Source organism: Streptomyces sp. NPDC002104 (genome assembly GCF_053593795.1).
Map to the genome: position 1 here is coordinate 79,118 of NZ_JBSFDF010000017.1, position 17,992 is coordinate 97,109.

Sequence of the window (17,992 nt, forward strand, 5' to 3'; positions counted from 1 at the left end):
CCCCGGGCCCCGTGACCGTCCCCGGCCCCGTACCCGCACCGCCCCCGGACCCCGGCCCGGTTCCGGCCGGCCCCACGGTCACACATCCGGTCAGACAGCCGGCCGCCACGGCCAGCGCGACGATGATCAGGGGCACCCTCGGTCCCCGGCGCGACTCCATCCGCCCACCCTGCCCGACGCACGCCCGCATCCCCGCACGCGCTCACCCGCACGGGTGGTCCGGATTCCCCGCCGGGACGGATCAGCCGCAGGTCACGCTGTCCCTCGGCGTGTAACGGGTCTTCATCGTCTCCCGCTTGACCTCTTGCCCGCCCTTCACGAACACCCGGTCGACGGCGACGTCGAAGCCCTCCAGCGGGGACTGCGGTTCGCACTTCGGGCCGGTGTCCGTGCGGGTGACGGGCGGCTTGACGTTCGTCCGGGGGCCCTTGGCCGCGCGGATCTCGTCGTACTTCTTCGTCCCCAGGAAGGTGATGGTGATCGAGGTGTCGGTCGCCTCGGCCTGGATGTAGAGGGCCTTGCCCGAGTCGTTGGCGAAGCGCAGGTCCAGACTGCCCCACGCCACGGTGGCCTCGCGGCCCTCCGGGTAGCGCTCGATGTAGAAGGAGTGCGCCCCGTACTCGACGGGCTTGACCCCGGAGAAGAACATCGCGTTGAAGACCGTGGTCGCCACTGCCGACACCCCGCCGCCCGCGGCCTTCTCGTACTGGCCGTTGTTGATGATCAGGCCGTCGACGAAACCGTTCTCCTTCGTGCGTTCGCCGACGCGGCGGTTGAAGCTCCACGTCTCGTCGGGCAGGACGAGCGAGCCGTTGATCAGCTCCGCGGCCCGCCCGATGTTCGTCGTGCGGTACGGGGCCTTCTCGAACTCGACGGTGAAGGAGGACACCTCCTCCTTGATGCCCAGCTGCCCGACGGTGCCGGCGGTCAGCTTCGGCCGGACCTCCTCCGTGGCGACCTCGCCCGTGCGCTCCGGCGCGCCCGTCCGCGTCAGCAGCGGCAGTACGGCGGCGGACAGGCCCTCCTCGGCGACCCGGCGTCCGGTCCGGCCCTCCTCGGCGACGGAGACGGCGCCGGCGGAGTCCGTACGCAGCTTCGCCTCGACCGGTCCCGGCGTGGCCCGCCGCAGCGGCCCGGCCAGCTCCGGGTCGGAGAGCAGGGCCTTGGCGTCGAGGCCGGGCGCGAGGCGCCCCCGGCCGTCGTCCTTGAGGCTGAGGTGCTTGGCGAGGACGGCCGGGCCGACGGGTATGCGCTTGCCCTGCACGGTCAGGGTGACCGGCGCGGACACCGCCGGTTCGGCGAACTCCTTCAGGGCCCGCTCCGTCTCCTGCCGCCCGATACGGGGCTCCGTGCTCCGGACGGGAAGGACGACGGGCCCGCCGCGCTCCCCGCCGTCCCCAGGGCGGGAGGAGGCGGTGTAGGCGGAGCGCAGCACGCCGAGGGAGCCGTCGACATCGAGGGCGGTACCGGTGACCGGGGCCACCGCCTTGGCCTTGCCCTTCTCGAAGGAGACCGAGCCCTCCCGGGCTTCCTGCCGGGTCTTCGCGCCGAGCCCGTCCAGCGCGGAGCGGGCCGCCTTCTCGTCGAGCCGGACCACGGGCTCCACATCGGGATCACCGGAGGAGAACAGCCGGCCGATCACCTCGGCGGGGCCGGAACCGGAGCGGGCCGCCCGGTCGACGGTGGCGCCGGTGTCCAGGGACAGACCGAGCGTCGCCGGCTGCGCCTTCTCGGTCCGCTCCCCGATCCGCAGGTCGAGCGGGGCCGCGGCGGACGGGCCGAGCGCACGGTTCAGGGTCTGCCGGGCCTCGGCGCGGCTCATCCCGCCTATGTCGACACCGCGCACCTTCGTACCGGTGGCGATGTCGTCGCCCGCCAGCAGCAGGCCCGCGGCGTACAGCCCACCGAAGCCGAGGACCGCGACGCCGCCGGCCACCCCCGCCGCGCCCGGGACGGTCCACCGTTTGCCGGGGGCCGCGCGGGTGCCCGTACGGGGTGCGCGTCGCATGAGCGGGTCTCTCCTCGGTCCGGTGACGTGGTCGGACCGGCGGTTTTCATGCCGCCAGTCCGCACCGGGAACGTAGCAAGATCCATGTAACCAGGTAATAAGGAGGTATAGGGGTGGCAAAGGGGAAAGGGTTGATCTCCGTAACCCGGGGGCCGTCCGCGCTGTTGCACAGCCCGCGGGTCCACCCGTCCGCAACGCCCCGGCGAGGCACGCGCGATGGCCGCGCGACGCCCCCGTGCCGGGGCCGCACGGTGCGCCCGCGGTGCCCCTACGGTGAATGGAGTGCGATGCCGCAGCTGACCCACGAGGACGTGACCGAGGACACGCCCGCGCGCCCCGGCACGTGGATGACCCCGGAGGAGTACGGGGCCTCCCGGGCCACCCTCTGGACCGGCGCCGTCGTCCTCGTCACCGATGCCGACGGGCGCGTCCTCGTCCAGAGCGTCGACTACCGCCCCGACCGGCTGCTCCCCGGCGGCGCCGTGGACGCCGGCGAGGCACCGGCCGCGGCCGCCGCCCGCGAGATGTACGAGGAGCTCGGCGTCGAGGGCCGCTACCCGCGCGGCCTCGCCGTCGACTGGATCCCGGCCGACGCGCCCGGCATGCCGCCCGGGATGCGGTTCCCCGGCGAGATCCTGCACGTCTTCGACGGCGGCACGTGGACCCGGGAGCGCATCGACTCCGTCCGCCTCCCCGCACAGGAGATCACCGGCATCGACTTCGCCGAACCGGCCGAACTGCCCGCCCTGATGGACGCGGGCGACGCCCGCCGCGCCCTGTCCGCCCTGCGGGCCCGGATCGGCGGAGGCGGCGCCGCCCTGCTGGAGGACGGCCGCCCCACCGACCCCACCGCCCTGGACCGGCTCGGCGTCCTGCGCACCCGCCGCGTCCCCCTGCACGGCACCTGGCACCCGGGCCCGGCCCCCGCGCACCTGACGCCCGGGGACCCCGCCGGCTGGCTCTTCGCCCCGGACGGCCGGGTCCTGCTGCTCGTCGCCCGCGCCACCGGCTCCGCCCACCTCCCGCCCCCCACGCATGCCCGCACCGCGGGAGCGCTCCCTCTCGGGTACCGGTACGCCGACCAGTGCGCCCATCCGCGCACCGCGGCCCGGCTCACCTCGCTGCCCCCGGGCCCGGACCCGGCGTACGCCCGGCTGCTGGCCACCCCCGAACAGGTCCGCGAACTCAGCGACTGGGGCCCGGCGGGCCACGAGGAACTCGCCGCCGTCCACGCCGCCCGCGAGCGTCTCTCCCTGCCGGCGCCGGCCCGCACCCCACCGACGGAACTCCCGGCCGAAGGCTGCCACTGGTGAGCGCGGAGCGGCTCAATCCCCGCTCCACGGGCCCCGGTCCCGCAGCATGAGGGGATGAGCGAGACTGCGATCACCTACACCGTCTACGTCCAGGCCGACCCCGCGCGCGTGTGGCAGGCCCTGACCGAGCCCGCGTTCACCCGCCGCTACTGGGGGCTCGACTTCGAGACCGACTGGCGGGTGGGCTCGACCATGGACTGGGTCGAGCGCGGGGCGCGGACGAGCGATCCGGAGCAGGTGGTGCTGGAGTGCGTACCGGAGCGGCTGCTCTCCTACACCTGGCACACCTTCACCCCGCAGTGGGCCGCCTCCGTGGGCATCGGCGAGGAGCTGCGCGCCGAACTGGCCCGCGAGCGGCGCACGAAGGTGACGTACGAGATCGAGCCGGTCGGTGACACCCTCGCCCGGCTCACCATCCTGCACGAGGGGTTCGAACCGGGCGGCACCCTCATCGGCATGTGCGCCCGCGCCTGGCCGATGCTCGCCTCCAGCCTCAAGACCCTCCTGGAGACCGGTGCCCCGCTCCCGGAGCAGGGGCACGAGAACGAGCAGGGTTCCGGCGGCTACGAGAGCCACGGCCCCCGGACCTGAGCGCGGGGCCGGCCCCGGCCCGGGCGGGTCGCGGTCCCGCCGGACCAGGTCAGGTGCGCGAGGGGACGGTGCAGCGCGGCGGGCCCGCGGGGATCTCCGTGCTCTCGTCGTACGGGTCGACCACCGGCCACGGCCGGTCGGCGGTCTTCGCCTCCTTCGAGAAGTAGGGGTGGACGAAGCCGTCGGCCGTGCCGCAGTCGTGGTTGCCGAGCTGCCGGCGGTAGTCGGCCGCGACCAGCTTCCCGGCCGTGACGCCGGGGGACCCGGCCGGGGAGTACAGCAGGACCAGCTGTCTGCGGACGACGACCCGCGCCACTTCCTCCGTGTCGGGCACGGGTCCCGGCTCGGAGAGCGGTTCCGCGCGCCGCAGGGCGTAGACGAAGGTGTAGTCGGCGCGGATCCGCAGCTGTCCGGGGACCCCGCCCGGCGCGAAGGACATCCGGCCGCGCACGCGGACGCCCCGGTCCGCCACGGTGAGCTCGGCGGGATCGAAGCGCGTGAACATCTCGGTGGGATCGCCGTCGGGAAGGCCGGGGGAGCGCAGGTGCTCCGTCAGCCGGGCCCGTGCGGGCTCCTGCGGATCGAGCAGCTCCAGGGCCGCGGTGGGCTGCCCGCCCCGCAGCACCTCCGGGTCCAGGTTGGCGGCGACCACGAACTCCCTTGCCCGTCGGAGTCCTTCGGTGACCTGCTGCGGGGAAAGGGACCCGACCGTCGCGGGAACGGGCAGCGGGAGGTCCTCCCTGTCGGTCGCCCAGGTACGGGCCGGCGAGCCGCGCAGCGGCAGGTTGGTCGTCGCCGGCCAGGCGTCGGGCCACAGCGCCTCTTCGAGTGCGACGGGGGCGTAGGGCTCGTCGGCGGGCCGGGGCCCGGTGCTGGTCACCAGCCACGTGGCGAGGCCGGCCAGTGCCAGGGCCGCGAGGGCTCCGACGGAGGCGCGCCGCCGGCGCTGGCGGCGCCGGTCCGCGAGGAAGGCCTCCTCGCGGTTCGGGTCCTGTGCCTCCGCCCGCAGTCTCGTGATGTAGTCCACCGGATCCGACATGTTCGGTCCCCACCCTCTGTTCTCGGTCCGGGCCATCCCACAGGCGCCGCTCACGGGGCACAAGACGCGCCATGATCACGTAATGCTCCTGTGACCTGCGGTGATGTCGGTCTCGTCGGGTCTGCGGCCTCCCGCCGGGACGTCGTCCGGCGCCTTGATGCCACCCTGACAACGTCTCGTTCACCCGTGTCGTGTGGAATGGCGGCATGGGGAGAAGTGAGTACCAGATCAGCCAGGGCGGCGCGGAACGCCCACCCGCCCGGATCGACGGGACGACGGGCGCGGCGGCGGTGAACGCACCGTCCGAGCACTGGCGCTACGCCCGGCACCTGGAGTCCCTGGCAGCCGTCTCAGGCCGGCCCGCGGAAGCCGAGGCCGTGGCCGCCGTCCTGCGCGACCCGGACCGGGTGATGGCCGAGAGCGCCGTGGTCACGCACCTCGACCGGCGGGCGGCCGGTCTGCTGGCCGACGAGGCCTTCCCGGCCTGGGCTCAGGCCGTGGGAGCGGTCCTCGGCGGCCGCACCTTCGCGGCGCGCCGCCTGCGCGAGTGGACCCTGCTGAAGGCCGTCACACGGGGCGAGCCGTGGTCCGCGGAGGAACTCCTCGCCGCCTCCGACTGGTGCCAGGGCACGGCGGCCCGCTCCCTGCACGCGGAGGAGGCCCTGCGGCTGCTCGCCGAGGGTGCCCGGACCCGCCGGGTCCGGAACGCGGCGGCGCAGCGGTTGCTGCGGCGGGCCGCGGTCGGCTCGTGACCCGCGGTGGGCACCGAATGAGCTCGTGACCTCCGAGCTCGTGGCCTGCGGCTCGTGGCCTTCGGCTCATGACCGGATCGCCGTACCCGGACGCACGGGAGGGCCGTGACCGCACCGCGGTCACGGCCCTCCCGTCCTGCTGCCCGGCGCTACTTCGTGCCGCGCCGCACCCGCGCCGCCGCGCGGGCCTCGGCGGCCTGCCGGGCCTCGATGGTCTTGCGGGACTCCTTGCCCTTGCCGGGCCGTCCGGGCCGGGTGCCGATCCCGCGGAAGCCGAGGTCCGAGCCCGAGGGCCGGCCCTTGGCGTCGGTGGCCGCGGCGCCGGCCAGCGGAACGCCCGAGGGGGCCTTCGCGCCGGTGATGCGGCTCAGCGCGGCCTCGCCGGAACGGACCTGGGTGATGGTCGGCCGGATCTTGGCGTCGGCCATCAGCCGGACGATGTCGCGCCGCTGGTTCGGGGTGACCAGGGTGACGACCTTGCCGGACTCGCCGGCCCGCGCGGTGCGCCCGCCCCGGTGCAGGTAGTCCTTGCTGTCGGCCGGCGGGTCCACGTTGACCACGAGGTCGAGGTCCTCGATGTGGATGCCGCGGGCGGCGACGTTGGTCGCGACCAGGACGTTCAGCAGACCGTCCTTGAACTGCCCGAGCGTCCGGGTGCGCTGCGGCTGCGACTTCCCGCTGTGCAGCCCCTCGGCGCGCACGCCCATGGCCCGCAGGTGCTTCACGAACTGGTCGACCCCGTGCTTGGTGTCCAGGAACATCAGCACCCGGCCCTCGCGCGCCGCGATCTCGGTCGCCGCCGAGACCTTGTCGGCGGCGTGGATGTGCAGCACGTGGTGGTCCATCGTGGACACCGAAGCGGACTGCGGGTCCACGGAGTGCCCGACCGGGTCCTTCAGGTACCGCTGGACGAGCTGGTCCACATTGCGGTCCAGGGTGGCCGAGAACAGCATCCGCTGACCGGCGTGGTGGCACTGGTCGAGGATCTCGGTGACCTGCGGCATGAAGCCCATGTCGCACATCTGGTCGGCCTCGTCGAGGACGACGATCTTCACGCGCTCCAGGTGCACGTCGCGCCGGCCGATGAGGTCGCTGAGCCGCCCGGGGGTGGCCACCACGATCTCGGCGCCGGTGCGCAGCGCGCCCGTCTGCTTGCCGATCGACAGTCCGCCGACGACCGTGGCCATGCGCAGCTTCAGGGCCTGCGCGTACGGGGCCAGGGCCTCGGTCACCTGCTGCGCCAGCTCGCGGGTCGGTACGAGGACCAGCGCGAGCGGCCGCTTCGGATCGGCCTGCTGGCCCGCCGTACGGGCCAGCAGGGCCAGGCCGAAGGCCAGCGTCTTGCCCGAGCCGGTGCGCCCGCGGCCGAGGATGTCGCGGCCCGCCAGGGAGTTGGGGAGGGTCGCCGCCTGGATGGGGAACGGCTGCGCCACCCCCTGGTCGGCCATCGTCGTCACCAGCTCAGGGGGCAGGCCGAGCTCCGAGAAGGACTCCACCGGCGGCAGCGCCGGCGTGGTCGTCCGGGGCATTGAGTACTCGCCCTGGGGGCCGAGGGTCCGGGGGGTCTTCCCGCCGCCCTTCGCACCGCCCTTCGGGCCTGCCTTCGCTCCGGGCTTGATGCCGAAGCGCCCATGAGGTGACGGGTTCTTCATGCAGAACCTTCCGTGAGACGCACAAGATGATCGGGAGCGCGACGCGAACGTCGCCAAAAGGCAAATTTTACCATCGGGCCTACGGGGCCACCGGCCCGAGTTCCCCGGCCCGTACCCGGTCCAGATGGGCGGTGACCTCGGCCGTCGCCCGCCCGAACCAGTCCGCGATGACGGCGACCTCGTCGGGGGTGTACTCGGCGAACACCGCGCCGAGCCGGGCGTAGAAGGGCTCGTAGACGGCGAAGATCCGGGCGGCGGCGGCAGGTTCCGCGACCACCCGCACCCGGCGCCGGTCGGCGGGATCGGGTTGGCGGCTCGCGTACCCGGCGCGCTCCAGGCGGTTGAGCACCCCGGTCACCGCGCCGGTGGTGAGGTTGGTCAGCTCGGCGAGGTCGCCCGCGCCGAGCGGGTCCTCACCGGCCCCCAGGATGTGGCCGAGGCAGGTCAGGTCGGTGACGTTGAGCCCCAGGAGCTGCGCCACCTCCTGCTGGCCGACGATGCCGAGGGCGACGTACCGGTCCATGCGCGAGAGCGCTTCCTGGACCGTGGCCGCGGGGCGGGGCTTGCCCTGCACGCGGTTACTCCTTAGCATCTAAGTTACTTAGCTCGTGAGATAAATGGCTTTCTCCGTAAGAGAACGCCATTCGAGCCTACTGAACCGACCGGGCTGCGGACGAAGCAGACGAAGCAGCGGACGCAGCGGAACGCAGCGGCAAACGAGAAACAGGGGGAGACCGATGAGTGCTCACGGCCACGTGGACCTCGGCCACACCGTGGCGGGCTGGACCGGCACCGCGATCGCGCTGGTGGGAACCGCGGTGGCGGGCGCGGCCCTGTGCGCCTCCTGGACCCCCGGCATCTGGATCGGCCTGGGGGTCGTCGTGGCCGCCGGCCTCACCACCTGGCTCCTGCACCTCGCCGGCTGGGGCAAGCCGAGCGGTCCCCGGCCGGAGAGCCAGTGGGACTGGCGGGTCCGCGACACCGTCGCGCACTCCGGTCACGCCGACTGCCTGGGCTGCCGGCTCAGCGGGCCGCGGCGAGCTGCCGCAGTAGTCCCCGGCTCTCGATCCGCCGCGTCGTTGCCCGCTGGGGATAGCACCGCATGAACATCCGGGTGAAGTGCTCCCCGTAGTGGATCACCGCGGCCCCGGCGCCGCCGTCCCCGCCCGGCTGGACCCGCGCCGGGTCGAGGGGGCGGATCCGGGCAGCGAAGCGCGGCTCGTGGAAGTAGGCCAGGGCGTACCGCTCCCGGTCCGCCAGCCGCACCCGGTGCGGGGTCGACAGCAGCGCGCCGCCGGTCATGAACTGGAGGATGTCCCCGGGGAACACCGTCAGCACCCGCGCCACGGGCGGTACCGGGATCCAGCCGGGCCGGTCCTCGGCGAAGCCCGCCGTGCTCTCGCCCGGCAGCCAGTTGCGCGGGCGGTCCTCGCCCGCCACCGGAGGCCGTACGAAGAGTCCGCCCACCTCGTCCTGGGCGGCGATCACGAGCAGCCCGTAGTCCGTGTGGGCGCCGATCCCGCGCTCCGATGTCCGCTGCGCGGCGGGGAAGCGCAGCACCCGCATGTGGTGCCAGCCGCCGCGGGTCGGGCCCGCGAGCCGGTCGATGCCGGCCGGACCGAGGCCGAGCCCGAGGGCCACGAGCCGCAGCAGCCGCTCGCCGAGCCCGCCGACACCCGCCAAGTAGGCTTCCATGGCGGCGCGGTAGCCGGGGGAGGGCCAGGGGACCGGGCCGTGGCAGGGCAGGCCGGCGGCTGCCGCCGGAGGAATGTCGGGAGTGATGGTGAAGATCTCCGAGGCGTCCGGCCGGCCGGCCGTCACCTCCTCGCCCGAGGCGACATAGCCGCTGTAGGAGGTGTCGTTGACGTACGCGGCCTTCTCCGCCGCGGGCCGGGCGAAGAAACGCCGGCTCGCCGCCAGCGCGGCCCGCGTACGGGCCTCCTGCCGTCCGTCGACGGCCACTTGGAAGATGCCGTCACGCTGCCAGGCGCGGACCATCGCCCCGCCGAGCATGTTGTCCGCCGTCGTTCCCGTGATCCGAGCCGGCACCCGGAACGTCGCGAGCTCGCCCATGTCCGTCCCCTCTCGAAGACTCCTTCGAAGCGCCCCGCCGTGTGCCCTTCCCAGGGCCCGTGCGAAGGCCTGCTCCCCCGTTTCACGGACGGGGCGGAGGAAAGTTCGAATATCCGGAAGCACCCCGGTTGGCCGCGCTTGGCGTGTGCTCGGGCCGATCAATGGGCAGGATCGGGTCCGGCCGCGTGTGCGGCCGGTGGAACGTTGTGAAGGATCAGTACAGATGGCAACTGGCATCGTGAAGTGGTTCAACTCGGAGAAGGGGTTCGGCTTCATCCAGCAGGACGACGGTGGTCCCGACGTGTTCGTGCACTTCTCCGCGATCCAGACCACCGGCTTCAAGGAGCTGGCGGAAGGCGCGAAGGTCGAGTACGACGTGACGCAGGGGCCGAAGGGACCCCAGGCGGAGCAGGTGGTCACCATCGGCTAGCACCGCTTCACGAGCCCGGCCCGTGACGTGAGCCCCGCCCGGTCCTCCGGCGGGGCTCACGCACGTCCGGAGCGGACGGGTAGCGTGGGCGGGATGATGACCGGCACGCCGGACACCCGGCTGATCGTGCTGCGCGGCAACTCCGCCGCGGGCAAATCCTCCCTGGCGGAGGGCATCCGGGACCGCCACGGCCGGGGCCTGGCGCTCGTGGGCCAGGACAACCTGCGCCGCACCGTCCTGCGCGAGCGGGACACGCCCGGCGCGGCGAACATCGGACTCATCGGCAGCGTGGCGCGCTACGCGCTGGACCACGGCTTCCACGTGATCGTCGAGGGGATCCTCTCCGCGGACCGCTACGGCCCCATGCTCGACGCCCTGCGCCGTGCCCACCGCGGGCCGACGCACTTCTACTACCTCGACGTGCCCTTCGAGGAGACCCTGCGGCGGCACGCGGGCACCCCGCGGGCGGCCGACTACGGCGAGGCGGACATGCGGGAGTGGTACCGGCCGCTCGACCTGCTGTCCGGCGACTGGGAGAGCGTCATCGGGGCGGAGCACTCGCTGGAGGACACCGTCACCCGGGTCATGGCCGAGACCGGGCTGACGACGGAGGCCCCGGACGGATCGACGCCGCATCACTGACCGTCACCGACCGCTGAGCCCTTGCCCGCCGCGGGGATCACCCCGCCCGGTGCAGGGCGACCAGGAGCAGCCAGATCCGGTCCGCCAGTGCGGCCGGGTCCGTCAGGCCGGCCGGCAGGTCGCCGTGCAGCCAGTCCGCGAGCACCGCGGTGAAGGTGGCGGCCACGGCCGAAGCCACCAGTTCGGGGCGCGGGGCGCCCACCGCGGCGCGCTCGGCCCGGCTGCGCTCGCGCAGCTCCCGGTACAGCCGTTCGCCGAGCGGGCCGCCGCCGCCCGGCAGGAGCAGGGTGCGGTAGAGCGGTGCCCGGTCGGCGGCGCCGCCGAGGAAGCCGGCCAGCGCGGCCGGGGGGCGGGCCGGGGGCGGCGCCGAAGGCTCCGTCTGCCAGGCGTGCAGGGCGTCGACCGCCGCGTGCACGACGTCGGCGCACGCGTCCACCGCCAGCGCGGTGAGGTCCTCGTAGTGCAGGTAGAACGTGGCCCGGCCGACGCCCGCCCCGCGGACCACCGCCGAGACGCTGACCTCGCCGAGCGGCCGGTCCGCGCACGCGGCGAGGAGGCTCTCGCGCAGCCGCGCCTTCGTGCGGGCGGTGCGGGGGTCAGTACGGGGGTCGGTGGGGGAGCCGGTGCGGGAGCTCATCCGGCGAGCAGCGCCGCGCCCAGGGCGAGGGCGCCGGGCAGGGCCTGGGCGAGGAGGATGCGGCGGTTGGCGGTGGCGGCCCCGTACACCCCGGCGACGATCACGCAGACGAGGAAGAAGACCTGCGTGGCGAGGGAGTCGATGACCAGCGACCAGACCAGCCCGGCCGCGAGGAACCCGTTGTACAGGCCCTGGTTCGCGGCGAGCGGCGCGGTCAGGCGGGCCGTCTCGGCGTCGAACCCGGACAGGGCGCGGCCGGGCGGCCGCTGCCACAGGAACATCTCCAGGACCAGGAAGTACGCGTGCAGCGCGGCGACGAGGCCGATGAGGATCGTTGCGACCGTGTGCACGGCCACCTCCCGGGGTGCGGGGCGAGCGGAGGGCGGTCCCGCCGACTTCCTGGACAACTGTACAGGAAGTCGGGTCGCGTCCGGCGGTCCGCGGCGCGGCTACGCTGACCGCATGACTGCGCTCGTATATGAAGACTTCGCCCCCGGACACCACCGCGAGGCCACGCTGATCCGGCACGCGCTCGGCAGCGTGCACGAAGAGGCCCTGGTCGCGGGCCTGGCGGGCGGCATCGGCTTCATGTACTTCGTGTTCGAGTACGCCGGCAGGCCGCCCATGCCGACGATCGTCGCCCAGGCCCACCCCGACCCCTGGGTCCAGGTCGCCCTCGGCCGCCTGCGCATCCCGTACGAGGCCACTCGCAGCGCCAAGCCCCGCTGGCACCGGGTCGAGGCGGCGCTCGACGCCGGGGCCCCGGTGTTCTGCACCGTCGACCGGTCCGCCCTGCCCTGGCACGGCCCCGCCCCGATGGCGGAGCTGGCCGCCGCCGATCCGTACGTGGTGGCCGTGGTCGGCCACGACGGCGACACCTTCCTGATCGACGACCCGGCGGCCGGCCTGGACGGCGCCGGGACCCCTTACGCGATCGGCCGCGAGGAGTTCGGCGCCGCCTGGTGCGGACACAAGAAGGGCCGCCACCAGATGGTGGTGACCACCGGGAAGCCCGCGGGCGAACCCGACCTGGACGCGGCGATCGCCGCCACGGTCTCCCGCCTCACCGGACCGGTCCTCGGCAACCACTTCGACGTCAACTTCGGCTTCTCCGGCATGGAGAAGTTCGCCGCGCAGCTGCGCGACACCAGCACGAAGACGGGCTGGGAGCGCCGCTTCGCCACTCCCGAGGCCTTCGCCCTGGGAACGCGGCGGCTGCACACCTGCCTGGAGGAGGAGTGGACCGCACCGGGCGCCACCCGGCCGCTGTACGCGGACTTCCTCGACCTCGCCGGACACGGCGAGGCGGCCGCGCTCTTCCGCGACTCCGGGCGGCAGTGGTCGCGGCTCGCGGAGCTGGCCCGTACGGCCGACCCGGCCGCGGACGCCGCGGGGCGGCGGGAGCTCTTCGACGCCTGCGCCGAGCTCGTGGACGGCGTACTGGTGCTGGAGCGGCAGGCGGTCGGACTGCTGCCGGAGGCCGCGCCGGCCGCGTGAAGCACGGGGTGCGCGGGGCAGGGCGGGCGGGCCGGGGCAGGCGGGCGGGGCAGGCGGGTCGGGGTCGCATCAAAGGTTGATCTGCTCAATTTTTGACGCCGTGAAACCGCCGAGCGTACGGTGGACAAATCCTCCCCGACCACCACTAAGGCCCTGTACCGCGTATGGAAATGACCCTCGTCTCGATCGTCGGCGTCAGCAGCATCGTCGCCGTGGCCGCCTTCTCGAAGCGGCTCGGCCTCGCCGCCCCGCTGAGCCTGGTGGTCGTCGGCATCGCCCTCAGTTTCGTACCGGGCGTGCCGGCGCTCGCCGTCGAGCCGGAGTGGGTCCTCGCGGGCGTGCTGCCACCCCTGCTCTATTCCACGGCCGTGAACATGCCCGCGTCGGACTTCCGCCGCAACATCAAGGCGATCAGCGGCCTCGCGGTGCTGCTCGTGGCCGTCACCACCCTCGGGGCGGGCTGGCTCTTCCACTGGCTCATGCCGGGCCTCGGCTGGCCGGCCGCCTTCGCCCTCGGCGCCGTGGTCAGCCCCACCGACGCGGTCGCCGCCACCTCCATGGGCAAACAGCTCGGCCTCCCGTCACGGCTGCTGACCATGCTGGAGGGCGAAGGCCTCGTCAACGACGCCTCCGCGCTGGTGCTGCTGCGCTCCGCGATCGCGGCCACGGCAGGAACGGTTTCCCTGGCCGGGGTCGCCGGGAACTTCCTCTTCTCCGTGGCCCTCGCCACCGCCGTCGGCCTCGTCGTGGGCCTCGTCAACGTCCGGGTCCGCGCCCTGCTCAAGGACAGCCTGCTCAACACCGCGATCTCCTTCGTCGTGCCGTTCGTCGCCTTCCTGCCGGCCGAGGAGTTCCACGCCTCCGGAGTCCTCGCGGTCGTCGTCGCGGGGCTGGTCACCGGCCACCAGGCCCCGCGCTTCCTCAGCGCCCAGGACCGGCTGGCCGAGGCCATGAACTGGCGCACCCTCGCCTTCCTGCTCGAAAGCGGGATCTTCCTCCTGATGGGACTCGGCCTCAAGGGGCTCCTCGACCAGGTCGCCGCGGACGGGCTCAGCGCCTGGCGCGCCCTGTTCATCGGCCTCGCGGCCTCGGCCCTGGTGATCGTGGCCCGCATGGTGTTCGTCGCCCCGCTCATCGCCTCGCTCCGCAAGGACGCGCAGCGGGCCGCCGAGAAGAAGCCCCGCCTCGACTGGCTGATGGACCGGCTCGGAGCCCCGGAGTCCGAGCAGCCGGACAACCCGCTGCGGCCCCGCAGGGAACTGTCGCCCCGCCGCAGGGAGCAGATGAAGCAACGCGTCACCCGGGTCTCGGCCGACGTCGACTTCAAGGTCAACGAGAGCCTCGGCTGGCGCAGCGGCGTGGCCCTGGCCTGGGCCGGAATGCGCGGGGCGATCACGGTCGCCGCGGCCCAGACCCTGCCCGAGGACACCCGGTACCGCCCCCAGCTGCTGCTCATCGCCTTCGTGGTCGCCACCACGACCCTGTTGCTCCAGGGCCTGACGCTGCCCGCCGTCATCCGGTCGGTGAAGATCTCCGGCGACGACCCGGCCCGCTTCCAGGAGGAGTACCGGCGGCTGCTGGACGAGGTCGCCGCCGCCGGCCGGGCCGTACTGGAGGAGCCCGGGCTGGTCCGGGACGACGGAAGCCCGTACGCGCCCGAGATCCTCGCCAAGGTCCGCGAGGACGCCCGGCTCGACCGTGCGGACGGGGAGAAGAACGTCCCCGTCGTCATGGACGGCGCGCGCGAACAGTACGTGGACTTGCGGCTCGGTGTGATCGCGGCCTCGCGGGACGCCGTACTGGCCGCCCGCTCGACCGGGATCTACAGCTCGCAGGCCATCAACCAGGCCCAGCGCGGGCTGGACCTGGACGAGGCCATGTTCCAGCGGCTGGGCGCGGCTGCCCGGCACTGAGGACCGCGGTGGCCGGGCGGCGAACGGCCTGAGACCGCCGCGCTGGCCGGGCCGCGACCGGCCTGAGACCGCGGTGGCCGGGCCGCGCCGCCCTGAGACCGCGGTGGCCGGGGCGGCGACCCGGCCCGCTCAGACCTCCTCGACCGTGACCGCCGACACCGGGCAGGCGCGCGCCGCCTCCCGCAGCAGCGGGCTGCCGCCGCCGTCCTCGCGACCGGGCAGCACCGCGCCGAAGCCGTCCTCGTCCTGGGTGAACACGGCGGGCGCCGTCAGGGCGCACTGGCCGGCCCCGATACAGACGGCCGTGTCGATGGAGACGCGGCCGGCGGGACGCGTGGGACCCGTGGGGCCCGTGGGGCTCACCGGGCTCACCACGCCACGGGGAGTTCGAGCATGCCCTGGACGGTGTCCCCGGGTTTGAACGGGATCAGGTCCGGATCCGCCGCCAGCCGCAGGCCGGGGAGGCGTGCGAAGAGGGTGCCGAGCGCGATCTCCATCTCGGCGCGGGCCAGGTTCTGGCCCAGGCACTGGTGGATGCCGAAGCCGAAGGCCAGGTGGTGCCGGGCCGGCCGGTGCCAGTCCAGGGTGTCGGGCTCCGCGAAGGCGCTCTCGTCGCGGTTGATCACGGAAGTGGAGAAGATCACCCCGTCGTCGGCGCGGACGGTCACCCCGCCGATCTCGATGTCCTCGGCCGCCACCCGGAGCAGGCCGTCCGCGATCGACAGGAACCGCATCAGCTCCTCCACGGCCGCCGGCAGCAGGGACGGATCGGCCCGCAGCTCCTCCCGCTGTTCCGGGTGGCTGAGCAGGGTGAAGGTACCCAGCGAGATCATGTTGGCCGTGGTCTCGTGCCCCGCGACGAGCAGGATCGCGGCCAGCGAGACCAGCTCCTCCACATCGGTCTCGCCGGTCTCCAGGCGCCGTGCGATCAGCTCGTCCAGGAGCCCTTCGCCCGGGTGCTCGCGCTTGTGGCCGATGAGCTCGCGCAGATAGCCGCTGACCTGCTCCCGGGCGTCCTCGACGTCGGCGGGTTCCGGGCCGCGCAACAGCCGGCGGGACTGGCCCTCGAAGAACTCGTGGTCCGCGTACGGGACTCCGAGCAGGGCGCAGATCACCATCGACGGCACCGGCAGGGCGAAGGCTCCGACCAGTTCCGCGGGGGACCCGGCGGCGAGCATCCCGTCGATCAGCCGGTCCACGGTCTCCTGGATCCGGGGGCGCAGGGCCGCCGTGCGCCCCAGCGAGAAGCTCGGGATCAGCATTCGGCGCTGAACGTTGTGGACGGGGTCGTCGACGCCGATCAGGGCGGTGCGCCGGTTGACCAGCCCCTGGAACCGCCGGGAGGGGGCGGGGAAGGAGAGGTTCTGCCGGTCGGCCGAGAGCCGGCCGTCGGAGAGCAGGGCGCGCGCCTCGGCGTGCCCGGAGACCACCCACACGGAGCGGCCGTCGAAGAGGGTGACCCGGGAGAGCGGCCGTCCCGCCTCCCGCAACGGCGCGTAGGCCGCCGGCGGGTGGTAGGGACAGGTCCGGTCCTGGGGGAAGGCAATGGTCTTCTCGGACATGCAGCACCTCGCACGCGATGGTTCCGTTTCGCCGGAATCCATTACATGCCTCAGGCACCTATCCGATCCATGTGACTTTCGGCCAGATCGTGCGCTTCGCCCGGACGGCCCAAGCGCCGGTCCGGCGGGGGTGCGCCGCCGTGATCGTCTTCTGCCTCATGCTGCTGGATCCGATCTGATCAGAGACGGGCGTCCAGGAAGAGCCTGAGCTCCTCCGCCGTCATCGGGCCCGCCTGGGTGGCCACCGGCTCGCCGCCCGCGATGAGCACGGCCGTCGGGGCCCCCGTCACCTCGTACCGCTTGGTCTGCGCGGGGCAGCGGGTGATGTCCACGCGCACCGCCGTCAGCCGGGTCCCGTACTCCTGCGCCAGCGCGGCGACGACCGTGTCCATGGCGCGGCAGGGCTCCAGGGCCTTGGGCCAGCTGCCGCAGAAGTAGGCGAGCACCGGTCCGTCCGTCATGCCGAGGATGAAGTCGAACTCCTGGTCCTCCAGTGGCTGGTGTACCCGACGTGCCATGGATGGTGCTCCGCTTCGTGTGCCGTGCGATCCGAACGGCTCCCATCATCGCTGCACGGAGGCATTGTCAGTGCCGTCTGTGAAGCTGGCCGGTATGGACGACAGGATGCTCCGGCGCCGGGTCTACGGCGCCGACCACGACGACCCCGACCCGGGTCCGCTCCCGGGGCACGCCTACGGAGAGCTCGTGGGCGGGCCCCTCGACGGGCTGCTGCTCGACATCACGGGCTGGACCGGACCGCAGCTCGCCGAGGAGGCCCGGCTCCCGACGGAGATAGGGCGCTACGGGCCCGGAGGCCGGGCCCACTACCAACGTCGCGCGTCCGATCCCGGTCATTGGGACTGGACGGGCGACAGCCGCTGACGCCGGGGGCGGCGGGGCGCGGGATGCCCGGCGCCCTCAGCCCGCCGCGTTCCGGCCGACCTTGCGGGCCCACAGCACCAGCGGGACCTGGAGCGGCAGCCGGCCCAGGGTCATGGCCCGCACGGCGGGGGAGCCGTGGCGGGCGTCGACGGCCATCTTGACGTTCGCGGGGAACACGCCGACGAAGAACGCCGCCGTCGCCAGTGCCGCGGCCCGGCGGGTGCGCGGGTGCGCGACCCCGGCCGCGAGCGCGAGCTCCGCCACGCCGCTCGCGTACGTCCACTGGCGCGGGCTGCCGGGCAGCGAGCGGGGTACGGTCGCGTCGAACTTCTGGGGGACGGTGGCGTGCGCCACCGCCGCGCCGGCCAGCAGACCGGCGAGCAGGAGCGGTGAGGAAGGCATGCGCGGCATCGGGGGATCCTCTCGGAAGGGCCTGGGCCCGCCGATCCTACTCACCGGTAGCCACGGTTGGGGCGGCGATCGCACACCGCGCCGCCGCGCGCGCCCCGAAAGTCGCCGAAGATTTTTCCGGGAAGCTGTCGATCCCGGCGTCTCCCGTTCGACGCAGGGGTGAGAGGCGGGGAAGGGCCCCGTCCTCCACCACCGAGGAGTCACCATGCCGCGCTTCCTGTCGCTCATCCGCATTGACGAGCAGAACCTCACGCCCGACACCCCCTTCCCGGCCGACTTCAACGACCGCATGGGCGCCCTCATGGAGGAGATCACCAAGGCCGGCGTCATGCTCGACACCGCCGGCCTGCTCCCCACCTCCCAAGGGACCCGGGTCACCTGGTCCGGCGGGAAGCTCAGCTACACCGACGGTCCCTTCACCGAGACCAAGGAGGTCGTCGGCGGGTACGCCCTCATGCAGTGCAAGGACAAGGACGAGGCGCTGGAGTGGACCAAGCGCTTCCTGGAGATCCACCCGGAGAACTGGACGGTCGGCGCCGAGCTCCGTCAGCTCGACGGAAGCTGACGGCCGGCCGCACAGCGCGGCGTTT

The 17,992-nt window shown here is 73.6% G+C and carries 21 protein-coding genes; 10 read left to right on the forward strand and 11 right to left on the reverse strand.

The features are described from left to right. Window positions 1-241: 241 nt before the first annotated feature. On the reverse strand, window positions 242-2,008 hold the full coding sequence (locus ACWCP2_RS17135; protein ID WP_450909395.1) for a VanW family protein: 1,767 nt from the start codon (window positions 2,006-2,008) through the stop codon (window positions 242-244). Window positions 2,009-2,295: 287 nt separating this feature from the next. On the opposite strand from ACWCP2_RS17135, the gene ACWCP2_RS17140 reads away from it, so the two are divergent. Together ACWCP2_RS17140 and ACWCP2_RS17145 are read left to right on the forward strand one after the other, a co-directional pair. After that, complete coding sequence (locus tag ACWCP2_RS17140) at window positions 2,296-3,321, forward strand: NUDIX domain-containing protein (protein ID WP_450909396.1); 1,026 nt, start codon at window positions 2,296-2,298, stop codon at window positions 3,319-3,321. Window positions 3,322-3,375: 54 nt separating this feature from the next. After that, a complete protein-coding gene (locus tag ACWCP2_RS17145) occupies window positions 3,376-3,912 on the forward strand; it encodes an SRPBCC family protein (protein ID WP_450909397.1) in 537 nt (178 codons plus the stop codon). Window positions 3,913-3,961: 49 nt separating this feature from the next. Here ACWCP2_RS17145 and ACWCP2_RS17150 read toward each other — a convergent pair whose 3' ends face one another. Beyond that, window positions 3,962-4,951: a hypothetical protein gene (locus ACWCP2_RS17150; protein WP_450909398.1), complete on the reverse strand. Its 990-nt coding sequence runs from the start codon at window positions 4,949-4,951 to the stop codon at window positions 3,962-3,964. A gap of 206 nt (window positions 4,952-5,157) precedes the next feature. On the opposite strand from ACWCP2_RS17150, the gene ACWCP2_RS17155 reads away from it, so the two are divergent. After that, window positions 5,158-5,703, forward strand: a complete 546-nt coding sequence (locus ACWCP2_RS17155; RefSeq protein ID WP_450909399.1) for a hypothetical protein — start codon at window positions 5,158-5,160, stop codon at window positions 5,701-5,703. A 149-nt stretch (window positions 5,704-5,852) separates the two neighbouring features. Here the strand turns inward: ACWCP2_RS17155 and ACWCP2_RS17160 are convergent, their stop codons facing one another. Both ACWCP2_RS17160 and ACWCP2_RS17165 read right to left on the reverse strand, forming a co-directional pair. After that, entirely contained in the window at window positions 5,853-7,355 is a 1,503-nt protein-coding gene (locus ACWCP2_RS17160; protein ID WP_388495697.1) for a DEAD/DEAH box helicase, read from the reverse strand. Between the two features lie 79 nt (window positions 7,356-7,434). Beyond that, window positions 7,435-7,929 (reverse strand): MarR family transcriptional regulator, encoded by a 495-nt coding sequence (locus ACWCP2_RS17165; protein WP_450909400.1) that lies wholly within the window; start codon window positions 7,927-7,929, stop codon window positions 7,435-7,437. 163 nt (window positions 7,930-8,092) lie between these two features. On the opposite strand from ACWCP2_RS17165, the gene ACWCP2_RS17170 reads away from it, so the two are divergent. Continuing rightward, window positions 8,093-8,461 (forward strand): HGxxPAAW family protein, encoded by a 369-nt coding sequence (locus tag ACWCP2_RS17170; protein WP_450909401.1) that lies wholly within the window; start codon window positions 8,093-8,095, stop codon window positions 8,459-8,461. Here the strand turns inward: ACWCP2_RS17170 and ACWCP2_RS17175 are convergent. Then, complete coding sequence (locus ACWCP2_RS17175) at window positions 8,379-9,428, reverse strand: isopenicillin N synthase family dioxygenase (protein ID WP_450909402.1); 1,050 nt, start codon at window positions 9,426-9,428, stop codon at window positions 8,379-8,381. The two genes, ACWCP2_RS17170 and ACWCP2_RS17175, sit on opposite strands and share 83 nt — an antisense overlap. Window positions 9,429-9,651: 223 nt before the next feature. Between ACWCP2_RS17175 and ACWCP2_RS17180 the strand changes: the two genes are divergently transcribed. Together ACWCP2_RS17180 and ACWCP2_RS17185 are read left to right on the forward strand one after the other, a co-directional pair. Further along, window positions 9,652-9,858 (forward strand): cold-shock protein, encoded by a 207-nt coding sequence (locus ACWCP2_RS17180; RefSeq protein WP_388495703.1) that lies wholly within the window; start codon window positions 9,652-9,654, stop codon window positions 9,856-9,858. A 96-nt stretch (window positions 9,859-9,954) separates the two neighbouring features. After that, complete coding sequence (locus ACWCP2_RS17185; protein WP_450909442.1) at window positions 9,955-10,500, forward strand: AAA family ATPase; 546 nt, start codon at window positions 9,955-9,957, stop codon at window positions 10,498-10,500. A 37-nt stretch (window positions 10,501-10,537) separates the two neighbouring features. On the opposite strand, the gene ACWCP2_RS17190 is transcribed toward ACWCP2_RS17185, so the two are convergent. Both ACWCP2_RS17190 and ACWCP2_RS17195 read right to left on the reverse strand, forming a co-directional pair. Continuing rightward, window positions 10,538-11,137 (reverse strand): TetR/AcrR family transcriptional regulator, encoded by a 600-nt coding sequence (locus ACWCP2_RS17190; protein ID WP_450909403.1) that lies wholly within the window; start codon window positions 11,135-11,137, stop codon window positions 10,538-10,540. Then, complete coding sequence (locus ACWCP2_RS17195) at window positions 11,134-11,487, reverse strand: DUF1304 domain-containing protein (RefSeq protein WP_450909404.1); 354 nt, start codon at window positions 11,485-11,487, stop codon at window positions 11,134-11,136. The genes ACWCP2_RS17190 and ACWCP2_RS17195 overlap by 4 nt, the downstream gene beginning before the upstream one ends. A 112-nt stretch (window positions 11,488-11,599) precedes the next feature. On the opposite strand from ACWCP2_RS17195, the gene ACWCP2_RS17200 reads away from it, so the two are divergent. Further along, window positions 11,600-12,634: a BtrH N-terminal domain-containing protein gene (locus ACWCP2_RS17200; RefSeq protein ID WP_450909405.1), complete on the forward strand. Its 1,035-nt coding sequence runs from the start codon at window positions 11,600-11,602 to the stop codon at window positions 12,632-12,634. A gap of 164 nt (window positions 12,635-12,798) precedes the next feature. Then, window positions 12,799-14,547: a cation:proton antiporter gene (locus ACWCP2_RS17205; RefSeq protein WP_450909406.1), complete on the forward strand. Its 1,749-nt coding sequence runs from the start codon at window positions 12,799-12,801 to the stop codon at window positions 14,545-14,547. A 129-nt stretch (window positions 14,548-14,676) separates the two neighbouring features. Here ACWCP2_RS17205 and ACWCP2_RS17210 read toward each other — a convergent pair whose 3' ends face one another. The 3 genes from ACWCP2_RS17210 to ACWCP2_RS17220 all read right to left on the reverse strand — a co-directional run bounded on the left by ACWCP2_RS17210 (window position 14,677) and on the right by ACWCP2_RS17220 (window position 16,627). Continuing rightward, entirely contained in the window at window positions 14,677-14,910 is a 234-nt protein-coding gene (locus tag ACWCP2_RS17210; protein ID WP_450909407.1) for a ferredoxin, read from the reverse strand. Window positions 14,911-14,915: 5 nt separating this feature from the next. After that, window positions 14,916-16,109: a cytochrome P450 gene (locus ACWCP2_RS17215; RefSeq protein WP_450909408.1), complete on the reverse strand. Its 1,194-nt coding sequence runs from the start codon at window positions 16,107-16,109 to the stop codon at window positions 14,916-14,918. 179 nt (window positions 16,110-16,288) lie between these two features. Continuing rightward, a complete protein-coding gene (locus ACWCP2_RS17220; RefSeq protein ID WP_450909409.1) occupies window positions 16,289-16,627 on the reverse strand; it encodes a thioredoxin family protein in 339 nt (112 codons plus the stop codon). Between the two features lie 94 nt (window positions 16,628-16,721). Between ACWCP2_RS17220 and ACWCP2_RS17225 the strand changes: the two genes are divergently transcribed. Beyond that, a complete protein-coding gene (locus ACWCP2_RS17225) occupies window positions 16,722-16,991 on the forward strand; it encodes a hypothetical protein (RefSeq protein ID WP_450909410.1) in 270 nt (89 codons plus the stop codon). A gap of 36 nt (window positions 16,992-17,027) precedes the next feature. Here the strand turns inward: ACWCP2_RS17225 and ACWCP2_RS17230 are convergent, their stop codons facing one another. After that, window positions 17,028-17,402 carry a DoxX family protein gene (locus ACWCP2_RS17230; protein ID WP_450909411.1) on the reverse strand — a complete coding sequence of 125 codons (375 nt, stop codon included), beginning with the start codon at window positions 17,400-17,402 and terminating at the stop codon, window positions 17,028-17,030. 205 nt (window positions 17,403-17,607) lie between these two features. On the opposite strand from ACWCP2_RS17230, the gene ACWCP2_RS17235 reads away from it, so the two are divergent. Next, window positions 17,608-17,967, forward strand: a complete 360-nt coding sequence (locus ACWCP2_RS17235; protein WP_450909412.1) for a YciI family protein — start codon at window positions 17,608-17,610, stop codon at window positions 17,965-17,967. Window positions 17,968-17,992 lie beyond the last annotated feature (25 nt).

Bases quoted from the DNA above. Each gene is read 5' to 3' on its own strand.
- ACWCP2_RS17135 (WP_450909395.1), bottom strand. From the start codon at position 2,008: ATGCGACGCGCACCCCGTACGGGCACCCGCGCGGCCCCCGGCAAACGG.
- ACWCP2_RS17140 (WP_450909396.1), top strand. From the start codon at position 2,296: ATGCCGCAGCTGACCCACGAGGACGTGACCGAGGACACGCCCGCGCGC.
- ACWCP2_RS17145 (WP_450909397.1), top strand. From the start codon at position 3,376: ATGAGCGAGACTGCGATCACCTACACCGTCTACGTCCAGGCCGACCCC.
- ACWCP2_RS17150 (WP_450909398.1), bottom strand. From the start codon at position 4,951: ATGTCGGATCCGGTGGACTACATCACGAGACTGCGGGCGGAGGCACAG.
- ACWCP2_RS17155 (WP_450909399.1), top strand. From the start codon at position 5,158: ATGGGGAGAAGTGAGTACCAGATCAGCCAGGGCGGCGCGGAACGCCCA.
- ACWCP2_RS17160 (WP_388495697.1), bottom strand. From the start codon at position 7,355: ATGAAGAACCCGTCACCTCATGGGCGCTTCGGCATCAAGCCCGGAGCG.
- ACWCP2_RS17170 (WP_450909401.1), top strand. From the start codon at position 8,093: ATGAGTGCTCACGGCCACGTGGACCTCGGCCACACCGTGGCGGGCTGG.
- ACWCP2_RS17175 (WP_450909402.1), bottom strand. From the start codon at position 9,428: ATGGGCGAGCTCGCGACGTTCCGGGTGCCGGCTCGGATCACGGGAACG.
- ACWCP2_RS17180 (WP_388495703.1), top strand. From the start codon at position 9,652: ATGGCAACTGGCATCGTGAAGTGGTTCAACTCGGAGAAGGGGTTCGGC.
- ACWCP2_RS17185 (WP_450909442.1), top strand. From the start codon at position 9,955: ATGACCGGCACGCCGGACACCCGGCTGATCGTGCTGCGCGGCAACTCC.
- ACWCP2_RS17190 (WP_450909403.1), bottom strand. From the start codon at position 11,137: ATGAGCTCCCGCACCGGCTCCCCCACCGACCCCCGTACTGACCCCCGC.
- ACWCP2_RS17200 (WP_450909405.1), top strand. From the start codon at position 11,600: ATGACTGCGCTCGTATATGAAGACTTCGCCCCCGGACACCACCGCGAG.
- ACWCP2_RS17205 (WP_450909406.1), top strand. From the start codon at position 12,799: ATGGAAATGACCCTCGTCTCGATCGTCGGCGTCAGCAGCATCGTCGCC.
- ACWCP2_RS17215 (WP_450909408.1), bottom strand. From the start codon at position 16,109: ATGTCCGAGAAGACCATTGCCTTCCCCCAGGACCGGACCTGTCCCTAC.
- ACWCP2_RS17220 (WP_450909409.1), bottom strand. From the start codon at position 16,627: ATGGCACGTCGGGTACACCAGCCACTGGAGGACCAGGAGTTCGACTTC.
- ACWCP2_RS17225 (WP_450909410.1), top strand. From the start codon at position 16,722: ATGGACGACAGGATGCTCCGGCGCCGGGTCTACGGCGCCGACCACGAC.
- ACWCP2_RS17230 (WP_450909411.1), bottom strand. From the start codon at position 17,402: ATGCCGCGCATGCCTTCCTCACCGCTCCTGCTCGCCGGTCTGCTGGCC.
- ACWCP2_RS17235 (WP_450909412.1), top strand. From the start codon at position 17,608: ATGCCGCGCTTCCTGTCGCTCATCCGCATTGACGAGCAGAACCTCACG.